This window comes from Paenibacillus sp. PAMC21692 (assembly GCF_014303795.1).
Taxonomy (GTDB): Bacteria; Bacillota; Bacilli; order Paenibacillales; family Paenibacillaceae; genus Pristimantibacillus; species Pristimantibacillus agaridevorans.
In genome coordinates, this window is the sequence record NZ_CP060293.1 from 8,543,342 (window position 1) to 8,569,757 (window position 26,416).

General features: G+C 45.7%; 23 protein-coding genes. 11 read left to right on the forward strand and 12 right to left on the reverse strand.

The features are described 5' to 3' along the window. Window positions 1-2 precede the first annotated feature (2 nt). From H7F31_RS33780 to H7F31_RS33790, 3 genes are all read right to left on the reverse strand, one after another. A complete protein-coding gene (locus H7F31_RS33780) occupies window positions 3-3,284 on the reverse strand; it encodes an Ig-like domain-containing protein (RefSeq protein ID WP_187102439.1) in 3,282 nt (1,093 codons plus the stop codon). A 564-nt stretch (window positions 3,285-3,848) separates the two neighbouring features. Continuing rightward, entirely contained in the window at window positions 3,849-4,694 is an 846-nt protein-coding gene (locus H7F31_RS33785; protein WP_187102440.1) for a pirin family protein, read from the reverse strand. An 18-nt stretch (window positions 4,695-4,712) separates the two neighbouring features. Further along, window positions 4,713-5,693 (reverse strand): bifunctional riboflavin kinase/FAD synthetase, encoded by a 981-nt coding sequence (locus H7F31_RS33790; RefSeq protein ID WP_187102441.1) that lies wholly within the window; start codon window positions 5,691-5,693, stop codon window positions 4,713-4,715. An 82-nt stretch (window positions 5,694-5,775) separates the two neighbouring features. Between H7F31_RS33790 and H7F31_RS33795 the strand changes: the two genes are divergently transcribed. Continuing rightward, window positions 5,776-6,792, forward strand: a complete 1,017-nt coding sequence (locus H7F31_RS33795) for an NAD(P)/FAD-dependent oxidoreductase (RefSeq protein ID WP_187102442.1) — start codon at window positions 5,776-5,778, stop codon at window positions 6,790-6,792. Between the two features lie 275 nt (window positions 6,793-7,067). Here H7F31_RS33795 and H7F31_RS33800 read toward each other — a convergent pair whose 3' ends face one another. Then, window positions 7,068-7,721 (reverse strand): helix-turn-helix transcriptional regulator, encoded by a 654-nt coding sequence (locus tag H7F31_RS33800; protein WP_187102443.1) that lies wholly within the window; start codon window positions 7,719-7,721, stop codon window positions 7,068-7,070. Window positions 7,722-7,918: 197 nt separating this feature from the next. Between H7F31_RS33800 and H7F31_RS33805 the strand changes: the two genes are divergently transcribed. From H7F31_RS33805 to H7F31_RS33820, 4 genes are all read left to right on the forward strand, one after another. Further along, on the forward strand, window positions 7,919-8,275 hold the full coding sequence (locus H7F31_RS33805) for a HesB/IscA family protein (RefSeq protein ID WP_087567504.1): 357 nt from the start codon (window positions 7,919-7,921) through the stop codon (window positions 8,273-8,275). A 116-nt stretch (window positions 8,276-8,391) separates the two neighbouring features. After that, the gene (locus H7F31_RS33810; protein ID WP_187102444.1) at window positions 8,392-9,009 is read left to right on the forward strand and encodes a superoxide dismutase; all 618 of its coding nucleotides are present in this window, start codon (window positions 8,392-8,394) and stop codon (window positions 9,007-9,009) included. 5 nt (window positions 9,010-9,014) lie between these two features. Further along, window positions 9,015-9,251: a DUF362 domain-containing protein gene (locus H7F31_RS33815; protein ID WP_087567506.1), complete on the forward strand. Its 237-nt coding sequence runs from the start codon at window positions 9,015-9,017 to the stop codon at window positions 9,249-9,251. 44 nt (window positions 9,252-9,295) lie between these two features. Further along, window positions 9,296-9,457, forward strand: coding sequence for a hypothetical protein (locus H7F31_RS33820; RefSeq protein ID WP_187102445.1), 162 nt, complete (start codon window positions 9,296-9,298; stop codon window positions 9,455-9,457). Between the two features lie 45 nt (window positions 9,458-9,502). Here H7F31_RS33820 and H7F31_RS33825 read toward each other — a convergent pair whose 3' ends face one another. The 4 genes from H7F31_RS33825 to H7F31_RS33840 form a co-directional block, all read right to left on the reverse strand. Continuing rightward, entirely contained in the window at window positions 9,503-10,135 is a 633-nt protein-coding gene (locus H7F31_RS33825; protein ID WP_187102446.1) for a 2OG-Fe(II) oxygenase, read from the reverse strand. Between the two features lie 189 nt (window positions 10,136-10,324). Further along, on the reverse strand, window positions 10,325-11,905 hold the full coding sequence (locus H7F31_RS33830; protein WP_187102447.1) for a SagB family peptide dehydrogenase: 1,581 nt from the start codon (window positions 11,903-11,905) through the stop codon (window positions 10,325-10,327). Window positions 11,906-11,958: 53 nt separating this feature from the next. Next, window positions 11,959-13,902, reverse strand: a complete 1,944-nt coding sequence (locus H7F31_RS33835; RefSeq protein WP_187102448.1) for a TOMM precursor leader peptide-binding protein — start codon at window positions 13,900-13,902, stop codon at window positions 11,959-11,961. Next, window positions 13,899-15,824 (reverse strand): putative thiazole-containing bacteriocin maturation protein, encoded by a 1,926-nt coding sequence (locus H7F31_RS33840; RefSeq protein WP_187102449.1) that lies wholly within the window; start codon window positions 15,822-15,824, stop codon window positions 13,899-13,901. Before H7F31_RS33840 ends, H7F31_RS33835 begins: the two co-directional genes overlap by 4 nt. A gap of 191 nt (window positions 15,825-16,015) precedes the next feature. On the opposite strand from H7F31_RS33840, the gene H7F31_RS33845 reads away from it, so the two are divergent. The 5 genes from H7F31_RS33845 to H7F31_RS33865 all read left to right on the forward strand — a co-directional run bounded on the left by H7F31_RS33845 (window position 16,016) and on the right by H7F31_RS33865 (window position 19,032). After that, complete coding sequence (locus tag H7F31_RS33845) at window positions 16,016-16,186, forward strand: hypothetical protein (protein ID WP_187102450.1); 171 nt, start codon at window positions 16,016-16,018, stop codon at window positions 16,184-16,186. 469 nt (window positions 16,187-16,655) lie between these two features. Continuing rightward, a complete protein-coding gene (locus H7F31_RS33850; RefSeq protein WP_187102451.1) occupies window positions 16,656-17,291 on the forward strand; it encodes a pentapeptide repeat-containing protein in 636 nt (211 codons plus the stop codon). A 22-nt stretch (window positions 17,292-17,313) separates the two neighbouring features. Then, entirely contained in the window at window positions 17,314-17,919 is a 606-nt protein-coding gene (locus H7F31_RS33855) for a pentapeptide repeat-containing protein (protein ID WP_187102452.1), read from the forward strand. 76 nt (window positions 17,920-17,995) lie between these two features. Next, window positions 17,996-18,340, forward strand: coding sequence for a CidA/LrgA family protein (locus tag H7F31_RS33860; protein WP_187102453.1), 345 nt, complete (start codon window positions 17,996-17,998; stop codon window positions 18,338-18,340). After that, window positions 18,337-19,032: an LrgB family protein gene (locus tag H7F31_RS33865; protein ID WP_187102454.1), complete on the forward strand. Its 696-nt coding sequence runs from the start codon at window positions 18,337-18,339 to the stop codon at window positions 19,030-19,032. Before H7F31_RS33860 ends, H7F31_RS33865 begins: the two co-directional genes overlap by 4 nt. 40 nt (window positions 19,033-19,072) lie before the next feature. Here H7F31_RS33865 and H7F31_RS33870 read toward each other — a convergent pair whose 3' ends face one another. From H7F31_RS33870 to H7F31_RS33885, 4 genes are read right to left on the reverse strand one after another with little or no spacing between them, the layout of a single operon-like run. Then, a complete protein-coding gene (locus tag H7F31_RS33870; protein WP_187102455.1) occupies window positions 19,073-19,516 on the reverse strand; it encodes a hypothetical protein in 444 nt (147 codons plus the stop codon). 36 nt (window positions 19,517-19,552) lie between these two features. Further along, on the reverse strand, window positions 19,553-19,951 hold the full coding sequence (locus H7F31_RS33875; protein ID WP_187102456.1) for a hypothetical protein: 399 nt from the start codon (window positions 19,949-19,951) through the stop codon (window positions 19,553-19,555). A gap of 52 nt (window positions 19,952-20,003) precedes the next feature. Beyond that, the gene (locus tag H7F31_RS33880; RefSeq protein ID WP_187102457.1) at window positions 20,004-20,366 is read right to left on the reverse strand and encodes a hypothetical protein; all 363 of its coding nucleotides are present in this window, start codon (window positions 20,364-20,366) and stop codon (window positions 20,004-20,006) included. Between the two features lie 31 nt (window positions 20,367-20,397). Continuing rightward, on the reverse strand, window positions 20,398-24,738 hold the full coding sequence (locus H7F31_RS33885) for an S-layer homology domain-containing protein (protein WP_261800598.1): 4,341 nt from the start codon (window positions 24,736-24,738) through the stop codon (window positions 20,398-20,400). A 77-nt stretch (window positions 24,739-24,815) separates the two neighbouring features. Here H7F31_RS33885 and H7F31_RS33890 point away from each other — a divergent pair, with 77 nt between their 5' ends. Then, window positions 24,816-26,027: an IS4 family transposase gene (locus H7F31_RS33890; protein ID WP_187101916.1), complete on the forward strand. Its 1,212-nt coding sequence runs from the start codon at window positions 24,816-24,818 to the stop codon at window positions 26,025-26,027. Window positions 26,028-26,416 lie beyond the last annotated feature (389 nt).

The following is a 26,416-nucleotide window of genomic DNA, read 5'->3' on the forward strand; positions in this document are numbered from 1 at the left end:
TGTTATTTGCCTTTCACCTGCTTCAGCTCAATCGCGTTGCCGTCTCCGGCATAGTTGTAAACGTTGAAGTAACCTTCGGCAGCGATCGGGTTGCTCGGGTCGGAATCCAATTCGTTCAGGATGACACGAGAGCCCGATTTCAAAATGTAGCGTTCTCCGCCTGCGGAGCGGATCACGCCAATCTCAATCTCATACTCGCCTCCGGCTTTGAACTCGTCATTCGGGATGATCCTGACCATTTTATGCCCCGGCTTCCATGTCTGGAACTCGATTTGGTCTTCCTTGATGACAAGCAGGTAACCTTTGTTTCCTCCCACCCACGTCGGATCACCGGTCCGGTCGGAGCGCAGGGCAAAGCCGTACCAACCTCCGTCGAACGCTCCGAGCTTCGCCTTGAACCGGAGCAACTTGCTGCCGAATTTCTGTCCTTCGTAGCCGAATACTCCTTCTCCGTCAATCCGGACATTTCCTTTATGGAACTCGACCGCATCGGAATCCGTCCAGCGCTTCTTGTCTTTCAACGCTTTATTCAACGATTGAGTAGCGTATTTGGGCCAAGGTTTAACCGTAACGGTTGCTTCAGCCTTCACTTGTTCATTTTCGTCAGATACGGCCGCAATGACTGCTGATCCGGACTTATGTGCTATGACTAAGCCCGTATTGTCTACGCTTGCGACCGCAGGGTTACTGGATACCCAGTCAACCTTCCGATTAGACGCTTCCTGCGGCAATACATTTGCGTTTAGCTGCCTTCTCTCGCCCATCTCGAGCGACACCTTGCTCTGATCCAACTCAATTCCCGTTACCGGTTCTTTGACGAGCGAGATCTCTTTCGTCTTAAAGGAAAAGACTCCTTCTGAATTCCATGTATTATCGATAAATCGCGAACTTCCTTGAGCTTCTACCTTCCAATAGTAGGTTGTCTTTTCAGATAGATCTTCCAGGATAATACTCGTGTTATTAACCGTTTCATTATGAACAACTTGCTCAAAACCATGATCTAGAGCAAGTACAAAACGATAAGCGGAGGCAGATTGGGAATGCTCCCAAGTAAATTCTACTTTCGTTGGTTCTACTTCTTCCGATCCGTGTATGGGCGAGCTGAGGTTAAAGGATCCTGTTGATGGCATACGGATACGTTTGTCGTTTTGATATAAACCGATATTATCAAATGGGATATCCTCAAAACCCTCTACTTGGTCGAATACGATAGATTCTGGTTTAAGGCTAAAATTCATGTTATCGGCATCGACAAACCCTGGATCCTGACCTGCATCTAAAGTTAAATTATTTTCAACAACGCCATACTCCTTGACAATATCGGCAATCTGCATTTCTCCAGAGTTAATCATTACATTTTTCCGTACGGAGTTACCTGCTGGAATGCCTGGGTTATCATCAAGAATACTCGCTAATTCCGGATAGCGTGAACTCCAGGGCTCCTCTTGGAAAGGTACTGCATATAAACTCGTGTACAGGGGTCCGTCCGGATCCATACTGTGTTTGAACCAATCCGGCAAACTATATGCGCGATCATCTATGAAAATGGACTGTACGCCATCTATGATGAGGTTATTCTCGATAGAATGATCACGTCCCCCGCCTATAACAACAGCGCGATACAAATCATAAAATACGTTCCCATATGTGGCGGCACTGCTCATGGCATCATCTAAATAGATAGCGTTGACACCGACTCTTCCGCCGAGACCTCCAATATCATGGAAAAAGTTATATCGAATAACATTCCCTCTTTCCGTCCAATTCCTTCCTGCATAAACGGCCCCCGCATCATCTGACTCTGTTACGACATTAAAAAACTCGTTATATTCTATAAGATGATCGTTTCCGTATAACACCAGAGCAGTATGAGGTCCACCATGAATAAGGTTATGGGATGCCGAATTTCCTACACCCTCAATTAGAATGGCTGGAGTATATGTTCTTACAATTCGTGAAAAGTTATAGATGTGATTGTTATCTGCCACATTCTCACCAGGTGTTAATGTCATTCGGTCACCGCCGCTAAGGGTAATTCCCCCAGCACCTGTGTCAAATATATCATTGTTTATAATTTGCAACTTTTTACTATTTTTGGTTATGATCGCTCTATTGCCTAGTTGTGCTAAAGTCATGTCATTAATTATAATATGAGATGAATCTTCAATATAAAAAGCATTCTTTCGACTCGTCCCCATATACATGCCTTCAAAAGAAATATGGGATGCATTCGAAATATGGATTAAATCTTCTTCTAAGACGGAGAGCTGAACACTGGCTTCTTCTAATTGCCCCTTTGGATATAAATATAAGCTGCCGCTTTTTCGATCCAAGTAATACTCGCCGGGCATATCAATTTCCTCTAAGAGATTATATACGTAATAACGTTGACCTTCCAAGATTCCGAAGGCGCTTGGTTGTACTGACTTTATTTGCTTCTTATCGGTATCAATCCAATCCACTTGCAGAGATTGATCGGACCAATCCCATCTCCAATAACCATACATCCATATGTCATTGGCTTCTGTCCATCGACTAGGTCGATCTCCATCGTACTCAATAACAAATCCTTCCCAAGGACCGGAATCATCTGCAGGCGGCGGATAAATTTCGTGTGTCGTTCCTCCATCGATGACCTTCTTCACCGTAGCAAAGTCGTTGTTTGGCCACCGTGCCAAAGTTTGACTTTCCCCATTAATAAATAATTCTGGGGCTGAATATTGTGAAATTCCCTCTGGAAAGTAGTTCATACTATGCCCGTATCTCACTAATTCTCCGTATTCCGTAATTCCTTGCTGTGCCAAATCAACTTTAACTACTTTACCACGCGCACTTTCAACTAATCTGTTTAAAATATTTTCATCTGTTACCGTTTTAAATTCTGAAGCATCTATGGTAGCCCCGCCCATAATTTTAACTTCTTCATTATTATAGGCTTTATAGATAATCGGATTATCTTCTGTTCCTGAATCCTCCTCCGTTAGCTCAAAAGATTTTCCAAGACGATATTCTCCTCCTCGCAAATAGACAGTAATTCCGCCATCAGGAAGACCTGAATCCGCTTTCAATTCTCGTATGGCATCACGCGCTTTCTCTAAGGTGGCAAAAGGGGCGTTTATCGTTCCTAACCCACTTTCATTATCGCCATTTGGCGCTACAAAAAGGGTATGGCCCAGGTTCTCTGCGGATACTTCTGTAGATAAGCTGAATCTAGGAAACAAACTTCCTAATAACACAAATGCCATGAAAACAACCATAAATTTTCCCTTTGCATTGTTAATCATGATCGCTCACCTCTTCTTATTTGAATAACTACAAAGTTAACAAGTAATAAAACGCTTACAACGATAATTCTTAACTCTTCCACTTTGGTCGATCATACCCGTACTTCAATGTCCCCTCCCTCAGAATCATTACCACTACCGCCTGTTCATCACATCACGCCTTCCTGCGATTTTATGTCTGCTTGCAATATTTATTTTGACAAACTTTCATCCGCATCATCAATCCCAAAACGAAGTCAACGTACCAATTCCGATAACAGGATTTGTATTTTGTATCAAATTTGATAGATTGGTCCAGCTGTCTTTCTTATCCGAGCGCTACATTCATCCGAAAGTTCAATTGGCCCCATAGATTCCCTGATCCTCGGATGTCGATTTCGCCAATGCTTCTACCGTTTGTGATCTTCTTGTTGGCTATGCACTTCTGCCACCTGCGGTATGCTTGGGACTATCACACCTCAGTCTCTTGCGCTGTCAAGCGCACAAAAAAAAGATGAACGGTTTCGTTCATCTTTTTCGCGCTGGGAGCTGCACGCTACATTTGCCTGCAGTTTCAAATTCTGTTTAATAAAACGTTCCGTTACGGTAATCTCTATACGCCTCAGCAATCTCCTCTTCCGTGTTCATGACAAACGGACCGCGAGCAACAACCGGTTCTCTGAGCGGCTCTCCTGCAAATAGAACAAGCCGCAGCCCTTCGTTTGCCGTGACCTGTATACTGCTCATGCCCGCCTCATCGGCAGAATCCAGCCACAGCGCTTGACCTTTCCTCGCTTCGGCCTTATTCTCTCCGAATGTGCCGCTTCCTTCCAAAATATAAATAAAACCGTTATAGCTGCCCGGGAGGTCTTGCAACACGGAAGCACCGCCGTCTACGACCATCTCCACGAAAGTGACAGGGGCATAATTCAGCGTGCTGGAAACGACGTCGCCCGACGAGCCCGAATAAACCCGGATCAAAGCCCCATTTTCCTCGCGGACGGGCATATCATTTGCATGCATGTTCTGGTAGCGAGGCTCAGTCATCTTGTATTTTCGCGGCAGGTTGACCCAAAGCTGGAGCATATGCACCCGTTCCCCGTCAGCAGGAGTCTCGTTATGGACGACCCCTCTGCCGGCGGTCATAAACTGCAAATCACCCCTCTGAAGCCTTCCGCCATCGCCTGTTGCGCTGTCGTAATGATTGATGTTGCCATCGATGATAAAGGAGATCGTCTCGATTCCGCGATGCGGATGGGCATCGAACGCCCCTTTCTCAAACTTGTCTTCCATCATCACAAGAAACGGATCGAAGTCCGCCCAGCGCCCGGGCTCTAGAACCGGGGCAGCACTATGAATAGGGCTTACTTGCTTCTCCGTGATTGTCCATACTTTTTTGATGCCGCGCGGTTTCATGTTGTTCGTCTCCATTAATTCGCACCATCCTTCTTAGCCGTTAAATTTAGAACTTGCTAATATTGCTTGCTCCGTATGATGCATCTGGAAATACGCTCTAGCCTGAAGCTCGTCATGCTTCATCTGTTTTACGAGCTCTTCCAGATTGTTAAATTTAAGTTCTTCGCGGAGATAACTATAGAAGGACAAGTTTACCTTCTTGCCATATACATCGCCCGAAAAATCAAGCAAATTGGCCTCGATCAAATAATCGCCCCCATCGACAGTAGGCCGATAGCCGGCGCTAATAAGCGCATGACGATGCTCGCTTTCATGAGGACTATGGCAAATCTCCGCGCTGCCTGCGTATACACCGGCTTTAGGAGGAACATATTGCTCGGCGCCATGGCCTAGATTAATGGTCGGAAACCCCAGCTCTCTGCCCAGGGCATTCCCATGAATAACCTCTCCAGCAACAGCGTAATGACGCCCCAATAGCTTCCCGGCAGCTTCAATGCGGCCTTCCTTAATATGCGACCGGATTGTCGCGCTGCTTATTTTTTCATCGTTGTCCTTTAGTAACGGAATGACCGATACGGCTACATTTATTTCTTTGCAATAACCAATCAAGTCGTTCGTATCCGATTCTCTTCCCTTTCCCAAATGAAAGCCTTCACCGACGACAAGACGCTTGATATTTAGCCTGCTTAAATAATGGATGACAAAATCTCTAGCCGGTATTTGCGCGTATTTTTGGGTGAAATGAATGTTGTAAAACCTCTCCGCGCCGTGATTTTGCAGCAGCGCAATTTTTTGCATGAGCGGCGTGAGCGACCTTTTATATTCAATATCGTTCCTTAAGATCCAGTTGGGCTGATCCGAAAAGCTCATGACCGCCAGCATGCCGTCCCGGTAATCCAATGCCTTCTGCAGCAGCATGACGTGTCCTCTATGAACGCCGTCGAATTTCCCTATAACCAAAGTTATGGGCTTTGAGTCCTCGGGCGGCTTGGTTGTAACCTCGATGTACTCCATACGATCCCTCTCTGTTGTTGAAATAATAAAATCGATGCGTTAATATATTTAATATACATTAAACTATAATATATTTCAAAATATGAAGGAGAGAACGGTTTTGGAACTTGAACATACAGATGCATTTACAGACATCACGATTATTGGAGGCGGACCTGCCGGCATGTTTGCAGCGTTTTATGCCGGAATGCGCCAAGCAAGCGTTAAAATTATCGATAGTATGCCCCAACTGGGCGGACAGCCAATCGCCCTGTACCCGGAGAAGAATATTTATGATATCGCCGGATTTCCTAAGGTGACCGGCGCGCAGCTTGTCAAAAATCTGGAGGATCAAATGAGCCTGTTCCCCGTCGATGTTCGTTTGGAGGAAAAGGTTCAGCAGGTTATAAAGAGGGACGAGCGCCATTTTGAAATTGTCACCGATAAAGCGGTCCATTACAGCAAAGCAGTCATCATTACCGGAGGCATCGGAGCTTTTGAGCCTCGAAAACTAGAGCTCGCGGAAGCTGGACGTTACGAAGACGCAAACCTCCATTATTTTGTAAAAGACCTTAGCCTGTATGCCGGCAAAAGCGTCGTCATCAACGGAGGAGGCGATTCGGCCGTCGACTGGGCGCTGATGCTGGAGCCGATTGCGAAAGATGTGACGCTCATCCATCGGCGGGACAAGTTCCGCGCGCATGAGCATAGCGTAGACAATCTAATGAAATCGAAGGTTAACGTCATCACGCCCGCGGAAGTAACGGGGCTCCATGGGGATGAACAAATCGAGCGCATTACAGTTACTTTCCCTAAATCCGGCGAGACCAAAGAGCTCCCATGCGATGCGCTTATTGTCAGCTTTGGATTTGTATCCTCGCTTGGCCCGATCTCCGACTGGGGCCTGGATGTCCAAAACGGTTCCATTGCGGTTGATACCCGGATGCAGACAAACATTCCGGGCATATTCGCGGCTGGCGATATTACGACCTATCCGGGAAAATTAAAGCTGATCGCGGTCGGCTTCGGCGAGGCGCCCACAGCCATTAACAATGCGAAGGTGTATATCGATCCTACTGCGAAGCTATCGCCAGGCCATAGCAGCAATATGAAGCTCTGAGAAAACCTCTACCCTCGGCCAGTCGGCGAGCTTTAGAGCGATGACGCCGACTTAAATCTTGAAAAACAGCCGGTCGGCGAGCTTTAGAGCGATGACGCCGACTTAAATCTTGAAAAACAGCCTGTCGGCGAGCTTTAGAGCTATGACGCCGACTTAAATCTTGAAAGGCAGCCTGTCGGCGAGCTTTAGAGCGATGACGCCGACTTAAATTTAAAAAGGCGGCCAGTCGGCGAGCTTTAGATTAATGAAAAAACAGTGAGACGTCGCTGACGGTCTCACTGTTTTTTTTCTTTTTTCTTTTTGATGGAATAGGTGCATCGCTGTCCGCCCTTGGCCAGACACTCCGTCCGCGACACATCCGCATCTCCCAGCAGAGATTTAAAGAGCTGAAGCTCGCATTGGCACGCATGCTGATATTTGGAAGCCACCTGCTCGATCGGACAGTTGTGCTCCTTCAGCAAATATTCATCGTCGTTAAGCTTTTCCCACTCGACCATATAACCGTTCTCATTCTGTATTTCCGCAAGCTTGGAAACGCGATCGGATATATCTTTGCCTTGCATGCTCTGATCGTATTTTTTCAACATTTTGTCTTTGCGGCCATCAAAGAGCTGATCAACCGCCTTTTCGCCAAAATGGTCCTCCAGTTCATTGAGCAGCTCCAACGTTAACGTATGGTATTTGCGGGGAAAGAATCCCTCCGCTTGCCCGGTTAAAGTATACACCGCCGTCGGTCTGCCCATCGACTGCCTTATCGTTTTGGAAACGATAAGATTGTCCCGCTCCAACGATTGAATATGGCGCCTTACAGCCATAACCGTGATGCCGAGCTCCTCCGTCAAATCCTTCGTGCTGAGCGCGCCTCGCGTCTTCAGGAGCTGAAGGATATATTCTCTTGTCGAAAGCTGGCCTTGCTCTATATTCGTCATTCGTTATCACCGTCCACTAACTATTCTGTTCTATCGTATACCGTATCTTCTAATAAGATACTACCATCATACCATTTCCTTCGTCGATATGTGTCTGCTAGCGATTTATTTGACCTTTTATATACTATTATATATAATAAGTTTAATAAATCAATTTATATCGTGTAACCAAATTTTATAAACGAGGTGATTGCGCCATGATCGAAATTAGCGATAAAGCCAAATCGATGATTAGCGAAATGATTTTGGAAAACGGCATTGAAAGCTTGTTCCTTCGGGTTGGGATCGACGATGGAGGCTGCAGCGGCTTATCTTATAACATTAAATTGGACGATTCCTTGACGGAGCATGACCGCTCTTTGCAAAATGAGGGCTTTAAAGTCGTTTGGGACCAACGGACCGAGGAATATTTGGAAGGCATGAAAATCGACTACCTGCACCAAGGCATGACAGGCGGGTTTACCATCGACAACCCGAATGCTAAAGCTACGTGCGGCTGCGGAGCCAGCTTTAGAACGGCAAACTTTAAAGGAACCCGGAAAAAATGCGATTAAACGAGGTTAAGAACTCCCCACATTTTATATTAATTATACATTTATGTTGAATATGTTTTGGGAATACGGTATTATAGCCGTATAACAAATCCATTTAAATTTTGGGAGGAATGAAAATGTCTCATCAATTACCTGCTTTGCCTTATGCAAACAACGCGCTTGAACCCCATATTGACGAACAAACGATGATGATTCATCATGATCGCCACCACAACACTTACGTAACGAATCTGAATGCGGCGCTTGAGTCTGCTCCAGAATTAAAAAATAAATCCGTGGAGCAATTAATCGCAGATCTTGCCGGCGTTCCGGAGGAAATCCGTACGGCCGTGCGCAACAATGGCGGCGGCCACGCGAACCACAGCTTGTTCTGGGAAACGATTGGCCCCGATGCTGGAGGCGCGCCAACGGGCGCATTAGCGGCAGCCATCGACAGCGAGCTGGGCGGCTTCGAGGATTTTAAAGCCAGCTTTGCCAAAGCGGCAACAACCAGATTCGGCAGCGGCTGGGCTTTCCTCTCCGTTGCTGGCGGCAAATTGAAAGTATCCAGCTTGCCTAACCAAGACAGCCCGATTATGGATGGAGAAACTCCGCTTCTCGGCCTGGACGTGTGGGAGCATGCCTACTATCTCAAATACCAAAACAAACGCCCGGACTACATTGCGGCATTTTGGAACATCGTCAATTGGGCGGAAGTCGGCAGGCGTTACGAAGCCGCAATTCAAGAGGGGTAACGCAAATGGCCTTTGTCATAACAGAAGCTTGCATCACCGAAAAAGCTGCCGATTGCGTGGATGTCTGCCCTGTCGACTGTATCGAGCTTGGCGAAGACCAATATTTTATTGACGGCGATATTTGCATAGACTGCGGGGGTTGCGAAGCCGCATGCCCTGTCGGCGCCATTTACTACGAAGAAGACCTCACGCCGGAGCGTCAGATCTACTTGGATAAAGCTATACGGTTTTTTAACAATTAACGATATTAAACAACGCACGCCTCCCGGAACAGGAGGCGTGCGTTGTGCTTTACGGCGACATCACATTCTTGCTGAAAGCAGGTTCTAAAACTACAAACTCAAAAATCCTGTTTGTTCCAGTTGCCGCGTTCCGTCGGGAATCTCAGGCCGATCCTCGGAATGTACGAGAATATGCCAAGTACCTTTCGGAAATGCTTGTTCCATAAATAAGGGCTGGGGCAGCCAACCCCGTCTAGCTACTGACACAATATTTAACATTCCCGAATTCGTTGCTTACGCATCCATTGCGTAGTCACCCATTTTTCACCGCGGATAACAGGTTTGCCGCTATGTAGTGTAAGTTCATTTAATGCTTGATTACTATAAAAATATTCGAAGTAAACAGCAGAACCTTTAACTGGTTTAACAGTAATCTCTAAACTCGGAAATATGGTTTCTCCTCCTTCTTCTACATCATTTAAGTATATAATTAATGTACTCATTCGATTATTATGACTAGAGGGATTATTGGACCCAAAAAAATCATAATGCTCTTTAAATTCTTGTCCAGGTTCATACTTTAAAACTTGTAACCCTTCGGCATGTACAATTGGCACATGCATCAAGCTTGATATGCGGTTCTCAATAATAGTAATTAAAGGGCTTTCATTTTCATCAAAAAACATACCGCTGCTCGTACGAATTTGACTCACTTCTTTATTGGCTAACTTCGATTTTTTAAGACGAGATGCTGCAGAATCAATAAGTGCTTGGCATTCTTCATCGCTCAATACACGATCAAACTTCATTAATAAAGGTTCTTCATTTAAAACCGTGGCAGTAATGATGTGATTGTCAATAGAATAGACAGATTGAATGGGTAAGATAGAAACTTCAGTTATCATAAATCAATCAACCTCCGTAATATTCTTTTATGATGACAAAAACATGAATCTCTAAATGAAGCACAGTGCATTCCGACTGATTAAAACGATATTGAAATATATCAAATATTGGAATGCATTTCTTTACATATTTTTTGGACTATGTGTATGAAGTAGGGAAAAACCCCATCCTCACGCGGATGGGGTTCTCTAGCCATGCAACCCTCCCGTTAGACGAGGGCTATGACGATAGGGGCCTACCGGGACTTGGATCAGGCTGGTTAATCCTTGCGAAGGCATTTTGTAGATCTCATCGCATAATCGGGCGTCAAAGCCGAGAAGCGGATGTCCCCCTAACCCGATAGCTGATGCTGTTAACAGTAATCGCTGTACAAGCATCCCTGCTTCCATCTGCTGGATGCGGTATCCCCTGTACCCCATCGTTGTTGTAAGATGATCCTTGGCCCCCGCTATATGAAAGCATAACGGTACTTGAAACAGGTTCACATTATCGGAAGGCATTCCCCGCTGCAGTTGGAGTCGATAATCCCCAGGACGTATCAGTCGTAATGCATGAGCATCACTGTCATAATGGTAAGCACCTGCTGGAATACCCTCAACATTATACAGACATACGTAGAGTGCGACGCGGGAAACGGAGTTCTCATGGCTTCCATCTAGATCATTCCAATACCTGAAGGAAGCCGCCGCCTCCTGCAACAGCAACGCCAGCTGCTCTTGGCTTACCTTGCTCATCATAAAATCACTGTCGGGCGAATACCGCTTCCGGCTCACAGATGCCAAATCATACATCAACCGCTTCATACGGGGCAGAGCTACCGCCGAATCCTCGCTGTCAACGATCTTCTCTCCCCTAATTCGCGGTATCGGCGGAAGTGATTCGAATAGGGAAGCCTCGTTCATTCTGATTAGCATCGGAAATTCCTTGACCCTCCGGGACCGGATATAATGGTCATGCCGAACCGTTGGCAGCTCCCGGCATAATTCGGTAGCGGAGACAATGTCCTCATTCTTATTCGAATTCGCAGCCCAATAAATCCCGGGCTCTATCGACAGCGGAATTACCGCGTAGACGCTTTCCTCTTGTTCGGATACCCCGAGAAGATGATTTACGGCTCGATCAAGAAACTGGAAATACACCCCCGATGCAAATCCAAACCGTTTGGCCACTTCCAAGAGCTGCCCCATCAGCGTACCCGCATCAAGTCCTTGCAAGCGGTAGGAAAAGTTATTGTATTTAAAAAAGTTTTTCCAAAACATGCTCGATACAAATACAGCGCCAAAGCAAGCCGAATCGTCATAACGATTACCAAGAGCCCTTGCCAAATAGGAATCGAAGTCGCCTTCTCGCAGCAACACCAAACGATGATGCGCTACATCATAATGATAGACCCCCGCAGGCAAATCCTCTAACTTTAGATACACATATAACTCATTCGGATATAACGCTCCCCCCGAAGGAGCAAACCGCCGGTACAGCTGAAGCAGGCCCATGGTTGGCATCATGGAATTCGAGGCGAGGACTGCTTGAGACATTTGAGTGAGCCCAAATACGTACCATAGAAAATGACCCATCTGGCGGAGGTCGGGCAACAGCTGCGCTTCACTGCCCTCGAGGGTCAGCGGTACTTCCGGAGATAGCGGAACCACAGGCAAACCGCGATAAAGCTTATAGGCAAGCGGTCCGTCTTCCCAATCCACCGCCAAGTCGGGCGGTTTGGTTTTATCGATGTCAAAATGCAGATCGTGCAAAAATGCTTCCAAACTCATCCTTGTCCCTCCTTATATAACGAGGGTGGTCAACCACGCCGCATTTTTTATACTTATGGAAACGGATGCGGATTGGGATTGAGATCCTCTAGCCCAAGCGGCTCCTTTACGTACCCGAGCTCTGCAGGTACGCGGAGCACCCGCTCCAGCCCTGCCAGACGGGTAAACTGGTGCCCGAATGTCATCGGCAGCATCCCGGGGACCAGCACTTTTACGCAATGCAGACCATTTCGTTTAATTTCCGGCGCTGTTACATCTACTACGATCACATCGAGATGGAGCCGGCGGAATGTATGGAGAATATCCTTCAGATCATCCGTTAAATCCGTATGCCTTGCTCCCCGCTTGAATTCCTCTTCAAACGTTCGCAAGGGGCGATTTTCATCCAGCAGAAAGTTCAGACGCTCCTGCGCTTGCGGCAATCCGTAAAGCAGGGAATGATCCTCCATCTGCCGCACCAGGGATGAATCATGGAACATTCGAACATATGCCTCGCGGTTCGCATCCAATTTCTCGTCAAGCGACTGCATCATGCCGGCCAACTCGAGAACCGCCCCCTTCACGGCCCTTACCGGATCCGGATGAGCTCCGGCCGCACAGATGAGATTCACTCCTGTTTGATTTCTGTTTTTCGCGATTCCCCATACACTTGGAATGCCATTCTCCATCGTCGAGTTAAAGAAATGTACATCAAAACCCGCCACTGCCTGTAATCGATCGATCATTAATCGCAATTCCGGGTCATTAGCTGAATTTAAGTCAAGGCGCGGGAGAGGCAGCTGAGCGTACCAGGTCATCAGAAACGAATCCCGCTCCACCACTTCCAATATGCCGTAAAAAACAGCCTCCTCCAAGCTCCCGCCTAACGCGCACCCATTGGACGTTTCAAACACAAAGTGGTGCCCGCAGCCCGTGCCGTAGTAGGCGAGCTGCTCTGGAACCAAGATTGGACGCTCTTGCAAAAACGAATAGCCCCATACCCAATCGATCGGCTGATCGGGATTAAACGTTGTAAAAGAAGCCGTTGGCTGGGCATATTGCTCCTCTGTATGCACCCCTACGGTAACAGGGTCGAGCGCTTGATCTTTCAGGCTGCGGAAGCTGCCGTGGACTACCGTCCGTTTGCTTCGGGGCGCCAAACCGCAGTATCGCTCGAGCCCCTCCAATATAGCGGTCAACTCGCTCGCCGCATAGGAGTGAGATCGGCCCGCCGATCCCACATCCTCTCCGAGCAACGGCAGATTGACACTCACGTCGGCAAATAGCGACTTAAGGTTAGCCAATTTCAAATTCAAAAAGCCGGTTCGGTAATCCAGGTAGTCGTTGGTCAATACTTTACTCAACTCATCCATGGAGCGGCAGCGATAACTGTCTGCGCTAATCTTAGGGCTTGGTTGCAGCGAAATACGGGCTGCCGTCGATGAATCATCCACTAATCGACTGCAAAACGGACACAGCGGATCGGGAAGAATGCGGTGAAGGGTGCTCTCCAGCGTTTTTAAGTTGATCAAAAACATCTTCCCTGCCGATTGAACCGTTTTGCCTTGCAATAACCTTCGAGTCTCATCTGCCAGCAATCGAGCGACCTGGATAAGCCCCGTACGCGACGCCCATGCATCACGCGAAATCCCCCCATGCGTTCCCAACCTCTGCTTTAGCCCCCGCATCTCTTTGCGTTCACGTCCCGCCATGAGGCGCCGCGTGTCTGCACACTGGGAGCAACCTTGCATACCCGGACGAACCAACGGTCCGACCACGCCTTCACCAAATGAAACGAAACCGCGCAGCCAAGGGATGCCAGCCGGTTGCAGCGCCTCTTCCGCCTTTTGATGAACATAAGGATGCCAGGCATCGTGCAACACCAGCACCAAATCTACCGTTTCAGGTACTCCTGCCGCGAAATCGATCTGCCGAACAATCTCAAATTCCGCTGATAGTTCCCCATACACGCTGTCTGCCAATACCCCTTCTCCCGCAATCGCAATTCTAGCGCTCACCGGGATTCCTCCTCTCGCAGCACCACACCAAATACTCCTGCTATTTCCTCCTTCAAAAACGGTTCTATTGCCAGATCGAGAGCCAGGAGCCTCGTACGGTTCGAATTCAAAACCTGCAAGGCGGACTGAAGCACCTCATGTTGCGACGTCGCTTCACAGGCAGGGATCTCGACGGGCCTTATTGGCAACCGCTCTTCCAGATGTACGGATGAAAACGCCAATGCTTGCGAATGGAGGCCATCCGATTGGTTTTGTGCTGCTAGCAGAGCCTGTTGCAATGCCTTCCGCAAAGCTAATGTCACATTTAAGCCTGCATGTCCATACCAGCCATCCCTCATACCGACCCACATCACAGGAAATCCGTACGCTTCCTCTCCCATGGCGATCAATGGCTCTCCCTTCATGGTCGTCAATGCCTGCAGATAATAAGAGCAGTGTCGATCTTCTACCGTACCTAACTGTACCCGGGAGACAATGGATAACTGATGCGCCCGCCGCGTGACCAATACTTCGTCCAAGCATCTTTGCAACCCTCGGCAAATACCTTCCGCAACCGTTTCGCCTGCTCCTACGCCAATAAACTCCTGCGTTTCCAGAGAAACGGGCAGACCAACCATTCTCGATACATAGGCTTCAATTCCGGCTAATCCCGCTTCCCTCCTTGCCTCCTCATGCGTCAGATCGGCACAGATGATGTCCGGAAGCAGACCGGCCGGTCCTTCCGTTATTGGATCGATTGCCTGAACGCGGCACTGAGATAGCGGCAGCTGCTTTAAATCCCCCTCTTCCCAAACATAAAAAATCCCTGATTCCGCCGATGTCAGTCGGATGAAGTAAGGAATTAATCCGTTCTCGCTTTTGTTCGATCTCCGTTCGAGCCGTTGGTCCAAATCATGAATCCATTCAGGCGTGCGAAATCCGGTCACAAGCGGATGAGTGATAAACGAATGCCACCTTCCTTCCAAGGTCTCCAGATCCAATAGATAAAACCGATTATTTTGTTCCGAATCGTCCGTTCCCGTCAACTTTTTAAATAATTCAAACACGATCACATTGGCCAACATCGCTCCTGCCGTAGAAGAAAAGGCATGCAATTGCGGATCTTTAGAAATCGCGGATTGGTGTATGCGACGCCATGCAGACTCCCAGCATCCCTCGGCATCCGGACACACTAGCGGTCCCGCCATGCCGGCTTGTTGCACGAATACAGCAGAAAGAAATACCTTTTTCTCCTCCCTGCAAGCGGCATGAAGAGCTTGAAGGCCCTCGATATCGTCCTCTCGCGACACGAACAATATCGAATCAAACGGCCTTACAATCTCCCGCCAGTCACTCTCCTCCTCCTTGGGTAAGGTAACTTCCGCAACAGCCACCTCGGAATCGGACTTACGGGCATGTGCCGCTATTTCCGCCATTCGTTGCAGGTCAGTAGAATCCGAACCCGAGACCAGAACATAAAACCTTGGCAGCCCGGATTCCAGCAGCGCAGAAATCGCCGATATCAAAAATGGACCGGAACCGACCACCAATACGTTCGCCTGACGATAGGATTGAAACCGGTACGCACCCGAATCACCAAAATGATCCAAAAACTCAATTTGAGAAGCATACTTTTCGAGAACCTCTTCCGGCAATTGATGAGGTGCATCTTGGCCTACATCCCGAACATAGCCATTGCGATACAAGACTTCTGCAATGTCATATACCTGGTTCCGGTGTTGGTCCGGCAAGCCGTTTGTTAAATCCCCCAATCTATGCTCCCCGTTGAATATCGGTATCAGCTTTTCAATCCACTTATCGATCGCCTCACCTTCCATGCGGAACGAGCTTGCATTATTTCGGAAATACACACCGCTCGAATCAGGGAGAAAAAACGTATCTCGTTTCACCTTTAGACGCATGGAAGGATTTAACTTTCTCATTCTACTCCTCCTCATTAGCTGTTCTCGATCTGCCCCAATACTTTACAAATAATTCTATGTCCAGCTCTTTGTCCGTCATGTCAGCAACGTTGTAACTTCCGTCCTTTCACTGCCAAAGCAAAATACCCCCAAAATCAGATTAGATTGACCAGGGGGTTTCTCTAATCTCTATTTTAGGGGCGTGCACCAGATTGATTCAGTGGCCGTTCTCCGTCTTATCTTCCTCCATGTTGACAGTTATGGCAGTTATGACAGTTGTGGCAGTTATGGCAGTTGTGGCAATTTTGACAGTTGTGGCAGTTATGACAGTTATGGCAGTTGTGGCAATTGAAGCAGTTAAAACAACTAAAGAAGCAATTTAAACAACTGAAGAAGCATAAACGAGCTGGTTGCTCGTTTTGCACGTTCCAAGGAGTCGCCTCGCTGGCCGTAATTGGGGAAACACTTAAATTCGATAAATCATTTTGGAAATTAGTCATACTCTTGCCTCCATTTTTTATATTGCTGGCAGCATAACCTCGCACTGGAATAAGATCAGGACCAACCTCCCCAATGAGCTCCGCCAATTTTAATGACAACATATGAATGGATCTCCGCACTTGTTACTGATTAAAATGCCTATATTTTGTTTTATCGTTCAGTCAAGTTGGAAATTGCGGTGAAATGCAAAAAGGAACTTGCCCCCTATTACAGGGGCAAAGTCCCTTTCTCGTTATCGTGGATAATTGATTCTTCCTATTTAATCTACACAAGTGTACTATAGTACATATGTTCTTCTTTATATAACTATCCGACTAATGATCTATCAGACGATGAAAGATGGGGGATAATGTGAAATTTAAAATTGAGCAACCTAAAATTCTAGTTGAGTTACTCGAAACAAAATCCATTCGCTCATTAGAATCAAAAGATGAGATCAGCAATGGAGTTATTGAAAATACAACAATTGAATCTCAGGATGCAATCAGGGTTTCCATGGATAAAATGATTTTTAGAAACGTAACCATTACGGAGTCATCGTTGGAACAAATCGAACTTACGGATATTGTTTTCGAGAACTGCGATTTTTCGAATGTTAATTTTTCAAGTTCATTTATGCATCGTATTGAATTTAGAAATTGCAAGCTCATTGGTACAAGCTTCTCTCAAAGCAGATTTCAAAATGTCCGTTTTCTGGACTGCTTGGGCGACTATTCGAATTTTCGCTTCGCTACATTTAAACAGGCGGGTTTTGAAGATTGTTCATTAATAAGCGCCGACTATTATAATTCTACTTTTCAAAAAATATGTTTTACTCGTTGTAATATTGATCAGGCTTATATGATCGGATCAAAGTTAATGGGCGTCGATCTTAGCGATTGTACCTTTGACGAATTAAGCGTAGAGCTTCAGGATTTAGATGGATGTATGATTTCTAGCCATCAGGCCTCGACTTTTGTGGGGCTTATGGGAATGATTATTCGATAATCGATACTCGGGAGGCGTTATTATGTTTCAATATAGTAATGAAAATTATGATGGAGTTAATTTTAGCAGCCAAGATTTAAGGTATGGAGAATTGGTTAGTTGCACCTTCAATCGATGTCATTTTTCTAACGGGGCATTGGAGGAAATAATGACGAAAAACTGTCGCTTCATTGAGTGCAAATTTCAAGGGGCATCACTAAATGGCTCCATTCATACGGAATCCGCTTTTGAAAACTGTAACTTTAGCCAAGCAAATCTCTTTGTTTCAAAATTTGAAAATTGCAAAATGACAGGGTCGGACTTTTCAAACTCAAATATGGATGGGATCACGATTCTTCAAGGAGACTGGTCTTACACAAACCTTAGACATGCCAGATTAACAAGACAGCATTTACGCGGGATTCGTTTTTACGAGGCGGATCTCTCTGAAGCAAATCTAGAAAAAGCGGATCTGAGGGAATGTGATTTTACTAGAGCGATTTTATCAAACGCGAAATTACAGGGGGCTGACATCCGTGGCGCTACAATGGATGGTGTCGATTTCAAAGCATTTGCTCTAAAGGGTATTCGAATGGATAGGGAACAATCTGTTTTGTTCTCACGTTCTTATGGTGCTAAAGTTGATTGAACGTAAGCGATATTATTGATCCATAATAAAACATGGTTCATCATACGGAACAATTCCATTTGGAGATGATGGTCATATGCGTGGAATAGCCATTTTATTTTTCTTCTTATTATTAGGTACGATTTTGGAAAAGCTTGCTGGCGTCCCGCTTCCTGGAAACGTGATCGGGCTTCTTCTCCTGTTTCTCTCTCTTGCGCTTGGATGGGTAAAGCTAGAATCGGTGGAAAACGTATCCTTGTGGCTGCTTAAGAATATGATGCTTTTCTTTGCACCCCTCATTGTCGGCGCAATGGTTTTCTTCCCATTATTCCAGAAGGAATGGTCTGCTCTAGTCATGTCCTTGTTGTTTGGAACATTGTCAGTCGTGCTCGCTACTGCGCTCACGGCAAAATTTTGGCCTGAAAGAAGGAAAAAGGAATGAATGCGCTCGATTCATTGTTGTCTTCCCCGGTTTTTGGCGTTACTGTGACGGTAGGATTCTATGTGTTGTCCTTGCACTTGCAGCGCCGATGGTTGTGGCTTCACCCCTTATTCCTTACTTCAGGTGGAACCATCCTGCTGCTCATCCTCGCTGATATCCCTTATGAATCTTACGCCAAAGGCGGCGATATCATCGCGTTCTTTCTCGGGCCTGCGACAGTAGCGCTTGCGGTCCCCCTCTATAAACGACGTTACGAGATACGCGAACATTTTATTCGTATCGTCGGCTCCATTACGGTTGGCAGTGCCGTCGGCATCGCTTCATCTTGGTTTCTAGTGTTCACTTTTGGCGGGAGCTGGGATCTATTAATCGCTTCTCTCTCAAAATCGGCCACCTCTGCCATTTCCGTCGAGCTTTCGCGCAGCCTTGGCAAACCGCCTGAGCTAGCAGCCGTCTTGAGCGTGCTGACCGGACTGACCGGCAGTATGCTAGGACCGCTATTATTGCGATTGCTGCGATTGGATGGCGCCATACCTCTTGGACTTGCCATTGGCACCGCGTCACATGGCATCGGGACCTCACGCCTGATGCGCGATAACGAGCAAGCTGGCAGTTACGCAGGCCTTGCGATGGGAATAACCGGGATCGTCATTTCCATCCTATTCATCCCGATAGTCTGGTGGCTTCATTAAAAGGGCGCAATAAGGCCGTTTATGCTTGCTTTACAGTGCTTCATATGTTGTCAAAAATCCAGGTGCGCTGCCATGTATTACTTTGACCCGGCGCAAGCTCCAGCTTGTGAAAGGCTTCTACGCTTATTATATGATCTGCGCACCACATCGTCATGCCGCAGATATCAATCTCGTCCTTTACGTCTATACGGGCGCCGGAAGCTTCATTGATCATCGACCATTCAAATATATTTGGTTTGCCTGTTTGTATCTCTTCCAGCGGCACCTTTACAGAGGCAGGTGAAGGCGAATATTGCGCAAAGGTAAATCCATGTCCATCACCTTTTATTTGCCCGTTTAGCACGTCTTTCCCCATGTCTTTGATCGAATCCATTCGTATCTTGTAATCCGGCCCAAGGGCCATAGAATTTATGGTAAGAAAATTATGGCAATATTCGCGGATGCTTACCGGCTTTTCTCCCTCGTTCTTAACCGTGATTTGCATGATGAGCCTATTATCCTTAACCAATATATCTTTTTTTTAGCTTATTGCATAACCCATACAAAGTCGCGGTTCCGTTATGAATCTGGCGCCGTCCTTACTATCCTCGACACGAATGTTGTACTGCTCGGCATCGTATCTTTCCCAGAACTTGTACGGCGCGTCTTCGAACTTATTTAAAAGACCGACGCCGAATTTTGGGAAAGGCTCGCCTATCTTTGCCTCTGCGCTGACATCGAATACATATTCGCTGCAAAGTCCGCGTCCGCCGGAAGACGGATGGGAGAGATTATTAGGCTCCGAGGCGCAGAAACGATGCACCCCATCAAGCACGATTTCGGTTATAAATCCCGCACGGTCGAAACGCGTAGTTATATTGGGTACTTCGTTCGGGTGAGCAATCTCAACACGCAAACGATCTGATTTTATTTCAAACATCACTTCTGCTCCTTTTTATTTGGCTTTAGCGTTGATGAAACACAAAACCATGCTATAGTGAAAAATCGGTAACACCCTTTTTATAGGCATATTTCAGAGTATATGTTCCTAATTCTCCATAGGGCATTGTAGCAATTTTTATGCGAGTATAATCGAGCCTGCTGTCTCTTAAAACTCTTTTTACCAAGGCTATACTCCGTTCTTCTTCGGTAATGATACAAAATATATTAAGCGCATATTTTTTCGGGTCGGAAATGCATTTACCCATATCAAAGCCATCAACACAACCTAGGTTAGCATCAGCTAGAGATATGTCCAAGTACTCCGTCACTTTATCTCTTAACCAGACGTCACGTTGGCTGCCTTTTGCGCTTTTCAGAGGATATTGCACCACCAACCAAAATTTTTCACTCATTCTGACTCACCTGCCTGCTCAATATAGCTAATTATATTATATCTGCACGCTCTAACAATCGAACAATAATTACCGCAATTTGCTCTCTTGTAATCTGATCCTTTACAGATAGCTTTCCGTTATCGCCCATAATAATACCTTCTGCTACTGCTAATGCAATATGTTCTCGTGACCAGCTGCTAATTTGCGCTTGATCGCTATATCCACTAAGAATGCTTTCAACATCAGAATCAGATAATGTGTTACTTGATCCAAGGTAGCCGAACACTCTTGCTACAATTACGATAGCTTCTTCCCTTGTAATTTGCTGTGCCGGTCGATAAGAACCATCTGGATATCCATTCATGAAGCCAAGCTCTGCCACTGCAGCTATTGCATCAGAATACCATGCTTCTGCAGCAACATCGGTATATATCATGCTTCCAGATGTCTTCACAAGTCCCAAAGCCTTGCTAATCAAACTCGCAAACTCCGCTCTTGTAATCGCACGTGTCGGTTCAAAGGTTGTTTCGTTCACACCATTGAGTATAAGCATGGAGGCTAATTGCTCAATGGCAGTAACCGACCAGCCCGAAATGTCAGTAAATGCTGGTTGCTTATGAATGATAGCATACGTACCCGATCCATATTGTGACACCTGAATCTGATAGCTTTGATCATCAATCATCATTGTTGCCAATATTGGTCTTGGCTCTCCATTGGATAGAAACTTTAATACTGCTGTTGGTATTGGATTAGAACTAGTGGAGCTTAGTATAATTGTGCCAAGCTCTTCTAATTGCCATGTATGAACTCCTTCACTCTGTGCAAATAATTTAAACGTTATAGGCACTCCGATTAATTGATAGGCTCCATTTCTTGCTTGCTCTTGTGCATGTGCAAGAAGCTCACCTGATGTTTTTTCTATACCGATCACATAGCTATCGTAATTCTTTGTGAGCATTTGCTTCAGCTCATGGTTGCTCAACATAAATTGTAAGCCTGACGTAGTAAGCAATAAACGATTACCATTAGTCGCAAGCATATGCAGTGCTTGATTAGTTATAATTAGCTGAGCATTGGAGTATGATTCCGAGAAACGCAAATCCACTGGTTGATTCTCGTTTGATTTACCTAACTGAGTCAGCTGCTCCTTGGTCAAATAAATGTCAATGGAGCTTCCTTGAATATGAATTTGACCTGTAAACGCAACTTCAAGTCCATTTTCCCCAAGCTGAAGCATTACATTTCCTGAAGTTGGCGTGACCGGTATAAATGGATTAACTGGAGCAGTCGTGCTCACCGTATATTTAATCGTTACAATAGCGAGATTTGAGTAGTCCGTACCATCAAATACACGATAAGTGAATGTATAGCTGCCATTGAGATTTCGATCCAGTGTAAAGGTAAACGCTCCTGTATGTTCATCCAGTACAACCTGACCTTCTACTGGTGAATCGACAATATGGTACGTTAGTGAATCTCCTTCAATATCCGTTGCAACAAGGTTTCCTTTTGCTGGACTAAAGTTTGTTTGGGTTAATGTAAAATCTTCTGCAACCGGCTCATCATTTACTGCCGCAACCTGAATGGTAACAATTGCATTCGCTGCGGCCGCAACACCATCCGCACTAGCATGCCATTCAAGCTGTTCAACTCCAGACCAATTTAATAGCGGAACATATACTAGCTCGATCAGCTGATCGGCTGTCACAACCGCCCCTGCTTCAACCTCTTCTTCCTCCAGCATAAGCACACCATGCTCTGGCAGCGTGATAAGTGTATAAGAATCGAGCTCAATGTCATCGCTATTTGTATAAGTGAAATTTGGGAGTACAAATGAATACTGCGTATCCTCCGTCGTATTTACGGTATTGTTATTCAACCGAGGAATTGATCGATAATGAATAACAGCACTTGCGATATCCGAAACATTGCCTGCTTCATCTATAACTCGAGCGTAGACACGCTTTGCACCGAATCCATTGCTTACCGTCCACTGTTTACTTTGAGTGTAGCTTTCCACAGGTAACCAGCTTATGCCATCATGAGACAGCTCCATCGCAAGCGTAACCGTTTCCTGCTCCCTGCCTGGATCAGATGCAGTTATCGTTACATCTACAATATCACTGAAGGTATACACTTCCCCGTCTTCAATGGCAACAGATACGATTGGTTTTACGGTGTCTACATAAATTGAGCTGAATGTCGAATACGCATTTCCAGCCTCATCAATAAACTTAACATAAATCGTAACTGCACCATTGCCTGGTACAAGCCACTGCTTTGTGTTCGTATAGGCTTCAAGCGCCGACCAAGCCGTTCCATCAGTCGAGAACTGAACTCCCGCTAGTTCACTAGAATCAAGTGTTGATAGTGTGAGCTGAAGCTCAAGCGAATTGGAGTATAGCTCATTATTATTAATGATCAGTTGTCCCGTTGGCGCTACGGTGTCCAGTACAATACTAGCCTGTGCCGTTCCAATATTGCCCGCATGATCAATGAATCGAACATAGATCGTCTTGCTGCCATCGCCTATCGGCAGTGTGTAGCTCATGCTTGGGCTGTACGCTTGCTCCGTTGACCATGTCAAATTGTCATTAGAAAACTGAACGGCTGCGACATCCGTTACATCTGCTCCCAGCGTGAATTCAAGCGTGACTTCTGCTTCCGTTGCATACGCAGCTCCTCCATTAATGGTAACTGTTCCTGTTGGAGGTAACGTATCCAACGTTACGGTTGCGCTATATTCTGGGGATATGTGTTCTGCACTATCAATTAGCGTTACAGCAATCACTTTCTCTTCATTCGTGTTGCCTACATGAATATTAAAGCTGTTCGTATAGGCAATTGTCGTTGGTGTTAAGCCGTTAATCGTGTATTTAATAAATGCGATATCGTTTACACCTGCATCTGGAGTTATATGAACGGCTACATTTGTATTATTCGTGTAAGAGTTTCCGTTATTAATTAGAACTGAAGCTGTTGGAGGAGTCATATTCAACAAGATACTTTCCTCAAGTATACCGATGTTGCCAAAGCGATCGACAAGTCGTACATAAACCGTCTTATCTCCATCACCTGGCGGCAATGTATATCTTTTGCTCGGGTTATAGCCTTCTGCGGAAGACCAATTATTATTGTCTGTTGAAAATTGCATAGTCACAACTTCATTAGCACTAGCATCGGGGGTAATACGAATATCTACCTCTTGTACTGTCGTATAGGCAGCACCACTATTAATCGTTAAATGTCCTGTAGGTATTGTTGTATTTAATGAAAAATCCCAAAAATAGAGTGGAGAAATATTGCCCGCCGCATCAATTAACTGAACTCTAACCGATTTATCGCCATTTTCAAGTCCCACCCCAATTGAAAATTCTGAATAGTAGGATTGAGTAGTTGATATAGCAGACTCATTAACTGAATACCTCATACTAACGATATCGTTAACGCCTGGATCTGGCGTAATACTTACCTCTACATATTGATGATTTGTGAAGTAGCTTCCATTATTAATTACAACGGTTGCGGTTGGAGGTGTTTTGTCTATTGTAAATTGAATGGTTTGTATTTGGTTGCCTTGCGCTACCGTTAACGTATAGGTACCTTCATTTGTAATGATAGTACCACTAGTGAAAGGAGCTCCATTCAAAGTCGCCGTTCCAACATTAAAATGAGGCGTAACATTTGAGTTATAAAGACCTCCATCCTTTACACCTGTTATCTCAATATTGACAGTCTCAGAATATGTAATAATTAAATAAGGGCGTTCAGTTCCACCCCTATGCGTTTCAGTTGATTGAATATAATGATCAAGAAATGTTATATTCGCAGCTGCTGCTTGCTCAGCAGTAAATGCTGATAAAATAAATGTTGCTCGAGGATTAGACTTGTACATTTCGTCTGAGACGTAGCTTGTAAAATCAAAGGGACCAATAACAGGCTTAGGTTCAGCAATTGGGGCGTTCGCAGCTACAGATCTCGTTATTGCAGATCCAGCTATAGGAGCCGGTAAAGTAGCAGAAGTTATAGTATCTTGAGTCCAGTCGTGATTCAAGCTGGATGAAGCCTTCAATGAAAAGCTGACCGCTCCTTGAATATTACCACCAATCATGGGGAAATAAAGATTGGCAGACTCTACCTCGTACCCTTCTGGAATTTCAGGTAAGTTATATTTCAGCAACACTTGAACCTCCAAGGGCACGCCAAATGTTCCTTGATAACCAACATCAAGATATCCGAGGTTTCCATCCTCATACATAATCTTCGATCCACCAGTACCCTCATAAATAATTGTGGTGTCTTCTACCACTAGCGTTGCATCAAAGCTTACACTGCAAATAAATTTTCTAAAAGTAACTAATTTTGTAATTTTGTGTTCCTTTTTCATGGACAAAGCATGAAAAAAACTCCATTGTAATGAGGTAGGATACCGATCCATACACCCAATACAAAGGAGTAGCCGTAATGAGTGTATCGGATAAACAGGTCGTTCGTCAATGCCTTTCTCTTTTACCTTTGCAAGATTTTGTTGCCCCTTTTCTGGATTACCGGAAACAGTTCAAAACGGTTCAGCTGCTCAAACTTTTTATCACCGGGCAATTGCTGAACTGGGACTCCCTTCGTACCATAGAAAGCGCTATTCGCTCGGATGAAGGGTTTCAGGCTGAGTTTCAAGTGAAAAGCATCAGCAAGTCTCAGCTTTCACGTCGCATGAATAGCCTGCCCGTCGAGATTACACAAGCTTTGTTTGCTGCCGTGGTGCATGCCCTTCGAGAGCCGATCAAACCTTCTTTAAAGGGAAAGAAGCCCGTGTTGGCTATCGTCGATTCCACAAGCCTTCGCATGCCGCCTGTCTTAGGCGATTGGGCGTATGTGACGGAGAAACAAAACAGTGTAAAGGTCCATACTCGCTTGGTGTTTATCGATGAGCATACCGCGTATCCTGACCATATCGTGCCCTCCACGGGCAACATAAGCGACTTTTCAGGGTCGGATGATCTTGTTGTGGTCGATCCCAACGTGCTTTATGTCATGGATCGCGGTTACGTTTGTTATGTCAGGATGGAGAAATGGGTGACGAACAAAATCGATTTCGTCATTCGGCTTGCGAATCATCACTACGCCGAGGTTCAAAGCGAAAGACCGTCCACGGGTGAACGCTCTACCATCGTTCGCGATGCCGTGGTTATCCTCGGTAACCAGCCTAAAACTAAAATGAGAACACCACTACGCCTCATTGAGTTCTACGATGATCAAGGCCGGTTTTATCGGATCGCAACAACCAGACATGACCTACCTGCAGAAGAACTGATGGACGTCTATCGCAATCGCTGGCTAATTGAACTGTTCTTTAAATGGCTGAAGCAGCATCTGAAGTTCGCCAAACTCTACAGCTATCAACCGGACGCGGTGTGGAATCATATTTATCTAGCATTGGTCGGATACGGATTATCGTATCTGGTTAAACGTGAGCTCCATACGACGCATTCAACATGGGATATTCTCCGACTCATTCGCTTGTATGCGACGAAGAGGTGGTCGGCCTTTCTGACAGAAGTACACAGAATCCCAAAAGCCTGTAAGGTAACCAAACGAAAGACGGGTCCACCTAAGCTGCGAGAAGCCACGGAAACGCCTGGTGTGCGAGTACAACAGCCAAAGAAAAGAAATAGGTAATTTTTTTTGGAAAGGTAGCCTACGCTTAGGTGGAGCTGTCTTTTAATTGCAGGTAACATAAAACTTTGTGAAAATCAGCACGTTGTAGTGTTACAACGTGAGTGTGGAAGCATTAATGCAACGCTAGTGGTCTTCTACCGCATAAATATGTGACGGAGCTACATTAGCAGAAACCGGGCTGTAATTATTAAAAATTACGATGTATACCATACCAATCATGACAACTAGCAAACTCGCTAGAGAGACAACCTTCTTGCTAACCACACCATTCCCTCCAATGCTTATACATGTTCATAATTCTAACTCATAGTAACACTATAACCATTTCATTTTTGTGATTCACATTACAAAACTACGATAAAACTGACAACTCAGGCATATACAAGCCG

Bases quoted from the DNA above. Each gene is read 5' to 3' on its own strand.
- H7F31_RS33865 (WP_187102454.1), top strand. From the start codon at position 18,337: ATGAATGCGCTCGATTCATTGTTGTCTTCCCCGGTTTTTGGCGTTACT.
- H7F31_RS33880 (WP_187102457.1), bottom strand. From the start codon at position 20,366: ATGAGTGAAAAATTTTGGTTGGTGGTGCAATATCCTCTGAAAAGCGCA.
- H7F31_RS33800 (WP_187102443.1), bottom strand. From the start codon at position 7,721: ATGACGAATATAGAGCAAGGCCAGCTTTCGACAAGAGAATATATCCTT.
- H7F31_RS33805 (WP_087567504.1), top strand. From the start codon at position 7,919: ATGATCGAAATTAGCGATAAAGCCAAATCGATGATTAGCGAAATGATT.
- H7F31_RS33810 (WP_187102444.1), top strand. From the start codon at position 8,392: ATGTCTCATCAATTACCTGCTTTGCCTTATGCAAACAACGCGCTTGAA.
- H7F31_RS33830 (WP_187102447.1), bottom strand. From the start codon at position 11,905: ATGAGTTTGGAAGCATTTTTGCACGATCTGCATTTTGACATCGATAAA.
- H7F31_RS33795 (WP_187102442.1), top strand. From the start codon at position 5,776: ATGAAGGAGAGAACGGTTTTGGAACTTGAACATACAGATGCATTTACA.
- H7F31_RS33815 (WP_087567506.1), top strand. From the start codon at position 9,015: ATGGCCTTTGTCATAACAGAAGCTTGCATCACCGAAAAAGCTGCCGAT.
- H7F31_RS33780 (WP_187102439.1), bottom strand. From the start codon at position 3,284: ATGATTAACAATGCAAAGGGAAAATTTATGGTTGTTTTCATGGCATTT.
- H7F31_RS33825 (WP_187102446.1), bottom strand. From the start codon at position 10,135: ATGATAACTGAAGTTTCTATCTTACCCATTCAATCTGTCTATTCTATT.
- H7F31_RS33790 (WP_187102441.1), bottom strand. From the start codon at position 5,693: ATGGAGTACATCGAGGTTACAACCAAGCCGCCCGAGGACTCAAAGCCC.
- H7F31_RS33855 (WP_187102452.1), top strand. From the start codon at position 17,314: ATGTTTCAATATAGTAATGAAAATTATGATGGAGTTAATTTTAGCAGC.
- H7F31_RS33870 (WP_187102455.1), bottom strand. From the start codon at position 19,516: ATGCAAATCACGGTTAAGAACGAGGGAGAAAAGCCGGTAAGCATCCGC.
- H7F31_RS33840 (WP_187102449.1), bottom strand. From the start codon at position 15,824: ATGAGAAAGTTAAATCCTTCCATGCGTCTAAAGGTGAAACGAGATACG.
- H7F31_RS33785 (WP_187102440.1), bottom strand. From the start codon at position 4,694: ATGGAGACGAACAACATGAAACCGCGCGGCATCAAAAAAGTATGGACA.
- H7F31_RS33860 (WP_187102453.1), top strand. From the start codon at position 17,996: ATGCGTGGAATAGCCATTTTATTTTTCTTCTTATTATTAGGTACGATT.
- H7F31_RS33890 (WP_187101916.1), top strand. From the start codon at position 24,816: ATGAGTGTATCGGATAAACAGGTCGTTCGTCAATGCCTTTCTCTTTTA.
- H7F31_RS33875 (WP_187102456.1), bottom strand. From the start codon at position 19,951: ATGTTTGAAATAAAATCAGATCGTTTGCGTGTTGAGATTGCTCACCCG.
- H7F31_RS33885 (WP_261800598.1), bottom strand. From the start codon at position 24,738: ATGAAAAAGGAACACAAAATTACAAAATTAGTTACTTTTAGAAAATTT.